Annotated in this window: 12 protein-coding genes and 2 pseudogenes; 9 read left to right on the forward strand and 5 right to left on the reverse strand. The window is 74.7% G+C overall.

Annotated elements, in window-relative coordinates; all coding sequences use genetic code 11:
* Positions 1-87: 87 nt before the first annotated feature.
* Positions 88-267, reverse strand: a pseudogene (locus tag REH70_RS02855) (hypothetical protein); the annotation flags it as partial.
* A gap of 43 nt (positions 268-310) precedes the next feature.
* Here REH70_RS02855 and REH70_RS02860 point away from each other — a divergent pair.
* The 5 genes from REH70_RS02860 (at position 311) to REH70_RS02880 (ending at position 3613) form a co-directional block, all read left to right on the forward strand.
* Positions 311-742, forward strand: coding sequence for a metalloregulator ArsR/SmtB family transcription factor (locus tag REH70_RS02860; protein WP_310752047.1), 432 nt, complete (start codon positions 311-313; stop codon positions 740-742).
* Positions 743-788: 46 nt separating this feature from the next.
* Positions 789-1256 (forward strand): low molecular weight phosphatase family protein, encoded by a 468-nt coding sequence (locus REH70_RS02865; RefSeq protein ID WP_310752050.1) that lies wholly within the window; start codon positions 789-791, stop codon positions 1254-1256.
* Between the two features lie 53 nt (positions 1257-1309).
* Positions 1310-1840: a flavodoxin domain-containing protein gene (locus REH70_RS02870; RefSeq protein WP_310752052.1), complete on the forward strand. Its 531-nt coding sequence runs from the start codon at positions 1310-1312 to the stop codon at positions 1838-1840.
* Between the two features lie 226 nt (positions 1841-2066).
* A complete protein-coding gene (locus tag REH70_RS02875; RefSeq protein WP_310752055.1) occupies positions 2067-2555 on the forward strand; it encodes a transporter substrate-binding domain-containing protein in 489 nt (162 codons plus the stop codon).
* Positions 2552-3613 carry a cation transporter gene (locus tag REH70_RS02880; protein ID WP_310752057.1) on the forward strand — a complete coding sequence of 354 codons (1062 nt, stop codon included), beginning with the start codon at positions 2552-2554 and terminating at the stop codon, positions 3611-3613. The genes REH70_RS02875 and REH70_RS02880 overlap by 4 nt, the downstream gene beginning before the upstream one ends.
* Here REH70_RS02880 and REH70_RS02885 read toward each other — a convergent pair.
* Entirely contained in the window at positions 3573-4496 is a 924-nt protein-coding gene (locus REH70_RS02885; protein WP_310752060.1) for an alpha/beta fold hydrolase, read from the reverse strand. The genes REH70_RS02880 and REH70_RS02885 overlap by 41 nt on opposite strands.
* A gap of 14 nt (positions 4497-4510) precedes the next feature.
* Complete coding sequence (locus REH70_RS02890; protein ID WP_310752063.1) at positions 4511-4876, reverse strand: hypothetical protein; 366 nt, start codon at positions 4874-4876, stop codon at positions 4511-4513.
* Between the two features lie 54 nt (positions 4877-4930).
* Between REH70_RS02890 and REH70_RS02895 the strand changes: the two are divergent.
* A pseudogene (locus REH70_RS02895) lies at positions 4931-5041 on the forward strand (ArsR family transcriptional regulator); the annotation flags it as partial.
* Between the two features lie 14 nt (positions 5042-5055).
* On the opposite strand, the gene REH70_RS02900 reads toward REH70_RS02895, so the two are convergent.
* Positions 5056-6513 carry a glycoside hydrolase family 43 protein gene (locus REH70_RS02900; protein ID WP_310752065.1) on the reverse strand — a complete coding sequence of 486 codons (1458 nt, stop codon included), beginning with the start codon at positions 6511-6513 and terminating at the stop codon, positions 5056-5058.
* Between the two features lie 144 nt (positions 6514-6657).
* Here REH70_RS02900 and REH70_RS02905 point away from each other — a divergent pair, with 144 nt between their 5' ends.
* Positions 6658-7131 (forward strand): hypothetical protein, encoded by a 474-nt coding sequence (locus REH70_RS02905; protein WP_310752068.1) that lies wholly within the window; start codon positions 6658-6660, stop codon positions 7129-7131.
* Positions 7095-7526, forward strand: a complete 432-nt coding sequence (locus REH70_RS02910) for a VOC family protein (RefSeq protein WP_310752071.1) — start codon at positions 7095-7097, stop codon at positions 7524-7526. Before REH70_RS02905 ends, REH70_RS02910 begins: the two co-directional genes overlap by 37 nt.
* A gap of 20 nt (positions 7527-7546) precedes the next feature.
* On the opposite strand, the gene REH70_RS02915 is transcribed toward REH70_RS02910, so the two are convergent.
* Complete coding sequence (locus REH70_RS02915; protein ID WP_310752073.1) at positions 7547-8017, reverse strand: GatB/YqeY domain-containing protein; 471 nt, start codon at positions 8015-8017, stop codon at positions 7547-7549.
* A gap of 134 nt (positions 8018-8151) precedes the next feature.
* Between REH70_RS02915 and REH70_RS02920 the strand changes: the two genes are divergently transcribed.
* Positions 8152-9093, forward strand: coding sequence for an alpha/beta hydrolase (locus tag REH70_RS02920; RefSeq protein ID WP_310752076.1), 942 nt, complete (start codon positions 8152-8154; stop codon positions 9091-9093).
* Positions 9094-9096: the final 3 nt, after the last annotated feature.

Below are 9096 nucleotides of genomic sequence, written 5' to 3' on the forward strand. Positions count from 1 at the left end.
GTCGACGACGTGCTGCCACGGCGTGAACATCCGCACGTGCCCCCACGCGCGGACCGCGGCGCCCACGACGGGGCCGGACTCGAGCACCATGAACGGCAGCCCGCGTGCGGTGAGGTGCGCCGCCGCTGCTAGGCCGACCGGCCCGGCGCCGATCACGACGACCGGGAGACCCTGCGGGCCGGCAGGATGCGGGTCGGCGGGATGCGGGCCGGCGGGATGCGGGACGGCGGCGTGCGGGGCGCCAGCGCGAGCGGGGGCGAGGGACATGGTCGGTCCTCCTGGTGGGGCGGTGTACGGAGCGTTACCATCGATGAGCGTCGATGTGTTGATCGTGGCGCGTTATATCGATCTCTGTCAATGGTTGAAGGAGTGCATGGTGACGACCGTCCGGGAGCTGCCGGTGTCGATCCAGCGGTCGGTGGAGGCCTGCTGCATGCCGCTGCGCGCGACCGCGCTCGGGGAGGCAGACGCGGCGGTCCTGGCGCGGCGGTTCGCCGCGCTCGCGGACCCCGTCCGGCTGCGCCTGCTCAGCCTCATCGCGACCAGTGAGGACGGTGCCGTGTGCGCGTGCGACCTGGTCGTGCCGGTCGGCAAGAGCCAGCCGACCGTGAGTCACCACCTGAAGGTCCTGCGGGAGGCGGGCCTGGTCACCGGCGAGAAGCGCGGGACCAACGTCTGGTACGCCGCCGTGCCGGCCGCGCTCGAGGACCTGCGCGTCGCGCTCGGCCCGGCCGGCACCTGACCACTCGATCCCGCCCGAACCCGTCCCGTCGCCCCGAGGAGCCCCCGTGACCCGTCCCACCGTCCTGTTCGTGTGCGCCAAGAACGGCGGCAAGTCCCCGATGGCTGCCGGGCTGATGGCGCAGCGAGCCGGGGATGCCGTCGACGTCGACTCCGCCGGCACCCGTCCGGGGTCCGCGGTCAACGCGCTGTCCGCCGAGGCCCTGCTGGAGGTCGGCGTCGACATGCGGGACCACACCCCGCGTGCGCTCACGCCCGAGATGGTCGCCGCGGCCGACGTCGTCGTGGTGCTGGGGCGGGAGGCGCAGGTGGAGCCGGTGCCAGGGACCCGGGTGGAGGTCTGGGACACCGACGAGCCGTCGACCCGGGGCATCGAGGGCATGGAGCGCATGCGCCTGGTCCGCGACGACATCGCGGCCCGGGTCGACCGGCTCGCGGGGAGCTCGCCGGCGACACCGGCGCCGTCGGGTAGCACGGTCGGGGACTTCGGTCCTACCCGCCGCGTCGGCGCGTGACGGACCCTGGTGCCCATCGGTCCAGGGGCCGGGCACGAGCGAAGGGGACGACGATGCGGGTTCTGCTGGCAGTGGCGTCGCGGCACGGCGCGACGCGGGAGATCGCGTGCCGCGTCGCGGCCGAGCTCGGTGAGATGGGGGTGTTCGTCGACGTGCTGGACCCGGTGCGGGTCGAGGGTGTCGAGCCGTACGACGCCGTCGTGCTCGGCTCCGCCGTCTACACCGGCCACTGGCTCCCGGAGGCCCGTGCGTTCGCGCGGCGATTCGAGGACGACCTGGCCCGGCGCCCGCTGTGGCTGTTCTCCTCCGGCCTGGCCACGACACCCGCGGCCGCGGCGAACTCCCCGGCGCAGATGCGTGAGCTCATCAGCCGGACGGGGGCGCGAGGCCACCGTGCCTTCGCCGGGCGGCTGGACCTGACGATGCTGAGCCGCACGGAGCGCGCGGTCATCGCGGCGGCCCGCGCGCGGCAGGGCGACCACCGCGACATGGAGGCCGTCGCCCGGTGGGCCCGGGGCATCGGGGCGGAGCTCACCGCGACCGGTGGGGCGCAACCGCTGACCGGGCCGGCGCTGACCGTCTGAGCCGCCGGGCGCGCCGAGCGCCGCGGCACGCCTGGCGCCGCGCCACTCCGAGCGCTGCGGCACGGGCGGCACGCCGGACGGGCGGCGCACCGGACAGGCGGACGCGGATCAGGCAGACCCAACGCGTGCTCGCCCGGCGGGTGTGGTAGCCAGGGGCCATGACGGTGACCCGGGTCGGTGCGTGCGGGGGACGGGGCGCGGACCCGTGACGTCATCGCGACGACGGGTGCTGACGGGGGCCCTGGTCGCAGCGCTGGCCGCGGTGTCGTCGGCGTGCGGTGCGGGCTTCCCGGCGGACCCGGAGGGGACCCTCGATCGCGTGCGTGGCGGGGTGCTGCGGGTCGGGGTGTCCGCCGACCCGCCGTGGACCGAGCTCCCGGACGGCACCGGCACGGACGCCCCCACCGGCGTCGAGCCGACGCTCCTCGAGGAGTTCGCGCGCTCCGTGGATGCCGAGGTCGCCTGGACGGTCGCCGGTGAGGAGGCGCTGGTGCGCGAGCTCGAGGCCGGACGGCTCGACGTCGTCGTCGGCGGTCTCACCGGGCGCTCCCCGTGGGCGGAGAAGGTCGCGCTGACCCAGCCGTACGTGACGCTGACCAACCCGGAGGGCCGGCCGGAGCACCACGTCATGGCGACCCCGATGGGGGAGAACGGCTTCCTCGTCGCGCTGGAGCGGTTCCTGCTCGAGCAGGACGTCCAGGACGTCGCGCCGTGACGGCGTTCGGGCGGACCGCCCTGCCGCCGCAGCAGGGGGACGACCTGCGCCGTGCCGTCCGGCTGGCGTGGTGGACGATCGGCTTCCTCCTCACGGCGGTCACCGCGATGTACGTCGTGATGGGCAGCTCGCAGGCGATGAAGGCCGCGTGGCTCGAGGACATGCTGTCCTTCATCCCGCCGATCAGCTTCCTCGTCGCGGTCCGGATGACGCGTCGCCCGCCGACCGAGGAGCACCCGTACGGGTACCACCGGTCCATCGGTGTCGGGCACCTCGTCGCCGCCACCGCGCTGCTGACCATGGGCGCGTTCCTGGTGTGGGACTCGGCGTCCGGGCTCCTGGCGCAGGAGCACCCGCCGGTGGGTCTGGTCGAGGTCGCCGGGACGCCGGTGTGGTCGGGGTGGCTCATGATCGCGGCGCTCGCGTACACCGCCGTCCCGCCGGTCCTGCTCGGCCGGGCCAAGATGCCGCTCGCCGAGTCCCTGCACGACCGCGTGCTGCACGCCGACGCGGACATGAACAAGGCGGACTGGATGACCGCCGTCGGTGGCATCGTCGGGATCGTCGGCATCGGTCTTGGGCTCTGGTGGGCCGACGCCGCCGCGGCCCTGTTCATCTCGGGCAGCATCCTGCGCGACGGCGTCGGCAACCTGCGCACCGCGGTGGGCGCGCTGATGGACGCCCAGGCGCGCACCGTCGACGGCTCCGGTCCGCACCCGCTGCGGGCCGAGCTCGACCGGGTCCTGGGCGACCTGCCGTGGGTCGAGCAGGCGCGCTCGCGCGTGCGCGACGAGGGGCACGTCTTCCACGTCGAGTCCTTCGTCGTCCCCGTCGCGGGTCACGCGCCGAGCCTCACCGAGCTGGAGACGGCCCGCGAGCGCGTCGTCGCGCTCGACTGGAAGCTGCAGGACCTCGTCGTCGTCCCCGTCGCCGAGCTGCCGGACGAGTTCCTGCCCGGCCTGGCGGGCGGGCGTGTGAGCCCGGCCGGGCAGGCCGGCGACGGTGGACGACCCGAGGTCAGCCGACCCGCGCCACCTGCGCGGCGGCCCACCGCGTGACCAGCCCGACCACCCGCGGGTCGAGGGGCTCGCGCACCTCGCGGCGGTAACGGCTCATGGACGCGGGTCCGTCCTGCCGGCGCAGCAGGTGGCTGACGTCCGGCACCACGTGGGTCTCGACCGGTCCGGGCACTGTCCGGGCGACGGTCTCGAGGTCCGCCGCGTCGACCTGCAGGTCCTTGCCCCCGGTCACGGCGAGGACCGGGACCGTGATGCGCGCGAGGTCGTCACGCGGGTCGTACGCCATGAACTCCCGCGACCACCGCGCGTTGATGCGCGCGCCGTCGACCCGGGCGACGTCGGTCGTGGTCGCCCTGATCCGGGCGTGGTTCTTCGCGACGCGGGCGACGAGATCCGTGCGCAGCAGGCGCAGCAGCGCGCGGACCGGCGCGGGCAGGGTGGGTGCGATCTGCGCGGCCTGCCACAGCAGCAGCTCCTCGCCGCGGGTGGCGGACGGGCTGAGCAGGACGACACCGGTCGGCGGGGTCCCGGCTGCGGCCAGGGCCCCCGCGATGAGCGCTCCCTCGCTGTGCCCGACGACGAGCACCGTCGTGGGGTCGACACCCGGCGCCGCGGTGAGGGTGGCGAGCGCGCGGGCGGCGTCGGCGATGTTGTCGTGCAGGCCGGCGGCGCGCCAGTCACCCGTGCTGGCCCCGACCCCGCGCTTGTCGTAGCGGAAGGTGGCGAAGCCCGCGTCGTGCAACGCGTGGGCGAGGTGCCGGGTGATGCCCAGCGGCATCCGCTGGTGGTTCGAGTCCCGGTCGACGGGTCCCGACCCCGGGACGAGCAGCACGGCTGGCGCGGGGCCGTCGCCGTCGGGGCTGGTGAGGGTGCCGGCGAGCGTGTGGTCGCCGGAGCGGAAGGTGACGGTGGTCTCGCGCATCGGTGTCCTCCTCGTCAGGGGCGGGCGGAGTCGGGGGCGGCGGCACGCAGACGCGCGGCGACGGCGTCGGTGTCCTCGACGGCGAGCAGCAGGTCGGACCAGCGCTCGCCGGCGAGCGTGACGCGGAGCGCGGGACGGCGTCCGTGCACGGCCACCAACGACCTCCCGGTGCGGGAGCGCCAGGTGCCGATCAGGCGGATCCTCGGCAGGCCCAGCCCCGGGGACCGGATGCCCCGCGCGGCCGCGGCGCCGTCGGGCACGACCTCGATTTGCCGGACCGATGCGAGCGGCACCTGCTGGTCCCGCACGAGGCCGGCGATCTTCTCGCGAGTCGTGAAGGTGACGTCCAGGACGTCGTCGTGGAGAGTGATCGTCGTCATGATCGGTAGCATTATCGCAACTGATACCAGTGTCAAGAGTGAGAATGGTGGCGGATGAAGGCGACGGACGTGCTGCTGCACCCGGTGCGGCTGCGCATCGCCCAGGCGTTCCTGGGGGAGCGGGCGCTGACCACGGGTGACCTGCGCGCGGAGCTCCCGGACGTCGCGGCCGCGACCCTCTACCGCCAGGTCAGCGCGCTCGTCGACGGCGGTGTCCTGGAGGTCGCCGAGGAGAACAGGGTCCGGGGCGCGGTCGAGCGGACGTACCGCCTGCGCGCGGGGGCGGCCTCCGTGGACGCCGACGGCGCCACCACGATGACCGTGGAGGAGCACCGGCAGGGGTTCCTCACCTTCGTCGCCGCGCTGCTCGGCGACTTCGACCGGTACCTGGACCGCGACGACGCCCCCGACCTGGCGCGGGACGGCGTCGGGTACCGCCAGGTGGCGCTGCACCTGGGCGACGACGAGCTGCGCGAGCTCCTCGCTGACCTCGCGGCGGTGGTCGCCCCGCGTCTCGAGCACGGCCCGGGGGCGGGGCGCACCCGCCGGCTGCTCACCACCGTGCTCATGCCGGGGGATGCCGGCGCTGCCCCGCCCTCGCGGTGACCCGGGAGGGGCGACGGGCGTCGCCCCGCCCGCGGGTCAGCCGGCGTGGACGGTGCGGATCCGGCCGTCGGCGTCGTGGTGCAGCTCGACGACCTTGACGGTGCGCAGGTGCGTGCGCCCCCGGACCGCTCGGAGTCGTGGAAGAACAGGTACCAGCGGCCCTCGAGCTCGACGATCGAGTGCTGCGTGGTCCAGCCGCTCACCGGGGTGAGCACGGTGCCCACGTAGGTGAACGGTCCGTACGGGCTGTCGCCCGTCGCGTAGCCGATGAGGTGCGTGTCGCCGGTGGACCAGGACAGCACGTACCGGTCGTCGTGCTTGTGGACCCAGGCGCCCTCGAAGAACCGCCGGTCGTGGTCGCCGGCCCGCAGCGGTACGCCGTCCTCGTCGAGGATCACGACCTCGCGCGTGGCCCCCGCCAGGTGACGCATGCCGGCGTCGAGGCGCGCGACGCGCGGACCGAGGGCCGGCTCGTCGTCGGCGGGCTCGCCGTGGGCGTCGTCGTACCGGTCGTCGCGGTACTTGTGCAGCTGCCCGCCCCAGATGCCGCCGAAGTACAGATAGTGCGCGCCGTCGTCGTCGGCCAGGAGGGCCGGGTCGATGGAGTAGGTGCCGGGGATCGGCTCGGGGTCCGGGGTGAACGGGCCCTCGGGCTGGTCGCCCACGGCGACGCCGATGCGGAACAGCCCCTCGGCCGTCTTGGCCGGGAAGTAGAAGAAGTAGCGCTCACCCGAGCGGGTCGCGTCCGGCGCCCACATCTGCCGCTCGGCCCACGGGACGTCGCGGACGTGCAGGGCGACGCCGTGGTCGGTCACCGGGGCGCCGGGACGCTCCATCGACAGGACGTGGTAGTCCTCCATCGCGAAGTGGTCGCCGTCGTCGCCCGCGGTGACGCCCGAGTCGATGTCGTGCGACGGGTACACGTACAGCCGGCCGTCGAAGACCCGGGCCGAGGGGTCGGCGGTGTACATGTGCGTCACGAGGGGCTGCGCGGTGGCGATGCTCCCCGCGGCGTCGTGGATCGTCGTCATGGGGGAGGTGCCTCGTGCTCGCTCGGTGGGGGAACGGCCAGGCTACCGAGTCGTCGGCTGCTCGCTGGTCGCACAGATGGTTGACGATGCAACTATATGCGCGTACGGTGGTAGTTGCATCGTCAACTAACTGGAGGCTCGACCATGACGACGACCACAGCGACCGGCATCCTCTCCGCCGGCACCGCCATGGAGGGCGTGACCCTGCACGTCGAGGACCTCCCCGCGCAGGCGGCGTACTACCGCGAGGCCCTCGGCCTGGTGACGCTCGAGGAGGGTGACGGGACGATCGCGCTCGGCCGACCGGGCAGCACCGTGGTGGTGCTCCGGCACACCCCGGGCTGCCCCGCCCGGCCCGCAGCGGCGCCGGCCTGTTCCACACCGCGGTCCTGTTCGCCACGCCGACCGACCTCGCCGCGGCCGTCCTCACCGCGGCCCGCCACCCGCGCTCGCGGTACGTCGGCAGCGCCGACCACCTCGTCAGCGAGGCGTTCTACTTCACCGATCCCGAGGGCAACGGGATCGAGCTGTACACCGACCGGCCGCGCTCGCAGTGGGAGCACCGCGACGGTCAGATCACCATGGCGTCGCTCCCGCTCGACGCCCGGACGTACCTGAGCACCCACCTGACCGAGGACGCGGTCGACGCGATGACCGGCACCCGCGCGACGGTCGGGCACGTGCACCTGCAGGTCGGCGACCTCGCCGCGGCGGAGCGCTTCTACGTCGACGCACTCGGCTTCCGGACCACCCTGCGTGCGCCCGGTGCGCTGTTCGTCAGCGCCGGTGGGTACCACCACCACCTCGCGGTCAACACCTGGAACAGCCTGGGCGCCGGTCCGCGTGCTTCGACGCTGGGGCTCGGTGAGGTCGCGATCACCGTCCCCACCCGCGAGGAGGTCGACGCGGTCGCCGCGCGCCTGCGGGAGCGCGGCCTCGCCGTGGCCGACGACGGCGCGACCGTGCGCACGCAGGACCCGTGGCTCAACAGCATCGCGGTCACCGTCGGCTGACGGCGTCCCGCTCGGCGCCGTCAGCCGGCGGCGGGGCCGCTGAGTGCGGCGCGCACGCGGCCGGAGAGCTGCTTGCCGTCGACCCGTCCGAGGCCGGACGCAGCGGCGGTGGCCGCCTTCATGACCGCCCCCATGTCCTTCATGGTGGACGCGCCGGTGGAGGCGATGGCGTCGGCGACGACCGCGTCGAGCTGTGCCTCGGTGACGGCGGCCGGCAGGTAGGTCTCCACGAGGTCGGCCTCGGCGGTCTCGTTCGCGGCGCGGTCGTCGGCGCCGGCCCCGGCGTAGATGCCGGCGGTGTCGCGGCGCTTCTTCACCTCGGACGCCAGCACGGCCTGCACCTCGTCGTCGCTGAGCTCGCGCGCGGCCGTCCCGGACTTCTCCGCCGCCCGGACGGCGGCGATGACCTGCCGCAGCGTGTTGGTCCGGAACGCGTCCCGGGCCTTCATCGACGTGGTCAGGTCGGCGGTGAGTCTCTCCAGGGTGGTCATGGCTCCAGCGTGCCCTATCCGGGGGTGTCGGTCCGCCGACCGATGAGTCCGCACGCCCGCCGCGGTCCACCCCGGCGTCCGACCGCGGAGCACCGGGACGGACGACCAGGAACGGACGACCGATGGAGCCCGCGATGACGACCGACCACGCCACCACCACCCCCAGGACCGTGACCGCGCCCGCCGTCCACCGCGTGGACGTGCCCGGCGGGCAGCTGCACGTCGAGGTGCGCGGTGCCGGCCCGCTGCTGCTCGTCGTCGGTCAGCCCATGACGAGCGAGCCCTTCGCGCCGCTGGCCGACGCGCTCGCCGCCGACCGGACGGTCGTCACCTACGACCCCCGGGGCCTGGGTCGCAGCACCGTCGCCGACCCCACGCTCCCGGTGACCCCCGAGCGGCAGGCCGACGACCTCGCGCGCGTCGTCGAGGTGCTGGGCGGCGGACCGGCCGACGTGCTCGGCAGCAGCGGCGGTGCGGTCACCGCCCTGGCCCTGGCGGCGCGTCATCCCGGGCTCGTGGGCGTCGTCGTCGCGCACGAGCCGCCGGTCACCGAGCTGCTGCCGGACGCCGCGTGGGTGCGCGCCGTGGTGGACGGGATCGAGGACGCCTACCGGCGCGACGGCGCCGCCGCGGCGTGGGGCCTCTTCGTGGCGCTGGTCATGCACGACGGTCCGGTGCCGGCCGACGGGGTGTCCCCGGTGGCATGGCCGCCGCCGGGTGCGGGTCCCGAGGTCGACCCCGCCGCACCGGGTGGCGCGACGTCGGGGGACGCGCCCGACGACGGGTCGGCGGCGCCGCGCGGGCAGGAGGGTGAGGACAGGATGTTCTTCCTGCGCATGCTCAAGCCCTTCACGCGCTGGGTCCCGCCGACGGACGCACTCCGCGGGCCGCGACCGCGCGTGGTCGTGGCGGTCGGGGAGGACTCCGCGCAGCAGGTCGCCGCTCGTTCGGCCCGTGCGCTCGCCGACGCGCTGGGGACGGCGCCGGCGGTCTTCCCGGGTGACCACGGCGGGTTCATGCCCGATCCGGTGGGCTTCGCCGACGCCGTGCGCCGCGAGGTCGCCCGCATGCGCTGAGGG

Source organism: Cellulomonas sp. ATA003 (genome assembly GCF_031582905.1).
Lineage (GTDB): Bacteria > Actinomycetota > Actinomycetes > Actinomycetales > Cellulomonadaceae > Pengzhenrongella.